This window comes from Streptomyces fuscichromogenes, from assembly GCF_014645815.1.
GTDB classification, from domain to species: Bacteria; Actinomycetota; Actinomycetes; order Streptomycetales; family Streptomycetaceae; genus Streptomyces; species Streptomyces fuscichromogenes.
This window is the reverse complement of record NZ_BMML01000120.1, coordinates 1-678: the sequence shown is the minus strand read 5'-3', so window position 1 is coordinate 678 and position 678 is coordinate 1. Positions and strand designations below refer to the sequence as shown.

1 protein-coding gene is annotated in these 678 nt (G+C 69.8%); it reads left to right on the top strand.

From position 1 onward, the window contains the following. On the top strand, positions 1-678 hold a 678-nt coding region (locus tag IEZ11_RS50455), incomplete at both ends, for an IS5 family transposase (protein ID WP_189269862.1).

Below are 678 nucleotides of genomic sequence, written 5' to 3'. Positions count from 1 at the left end.
CGGACGATCAGTGGGCCGTGCTGGAGCCGCTTCTCCCAGCCTCAGCGACAACGGGCAGGCCGTCCAGGTCGAAGCGGATGCTGATCAACGGGATCCGGTGGCGGGTACGGACCGGGGCTCCGTGGCGGGACACCCCACCCCGTTACGGGCCCTGGCAGACGGTCTACGGCCTGTTCCGCCGCTGGCAGCGCCTGGGCGTGTGGGCTCAGCTGCTCACCAAGCTGCAGGCACGAGCCAACGCGCGCGATCGCATCGTGTGGACCGTGAACGTCGACTCCACGATCTGCCGTGCTCACCAGCACGCTGCCGGGGCACGTCGAAACGGTCACGCCCAGAAGGAACCGCCGGGCGGCTTGGTCGACGAGCCCGCCGATCACGCCCTGGGCCGGTCCCGGGGCGGCCTGACTTCGAAGATTCACCTGGCCTGCGAACAGGGGCAGAAGCCGTTAGCCATCCTGATCACGGCAGGTCAGCGTGGCGACTCGCCGCACTTCACAGCGGTTCTGGAAGCCATACGCGTGCCTTGCGACGGGCCCGGCCGACCGCGCACCCGACCGGATCGGGTGCGCGGTGACAAGGCCTACTCCTCCCGCGCGAATCGGGACTACCTGCGCCGACGCGGCATCGCCTGCACCATCCCTGAACCGGCCGACCAGGTCCGCAACCGTAAGCGCCGGG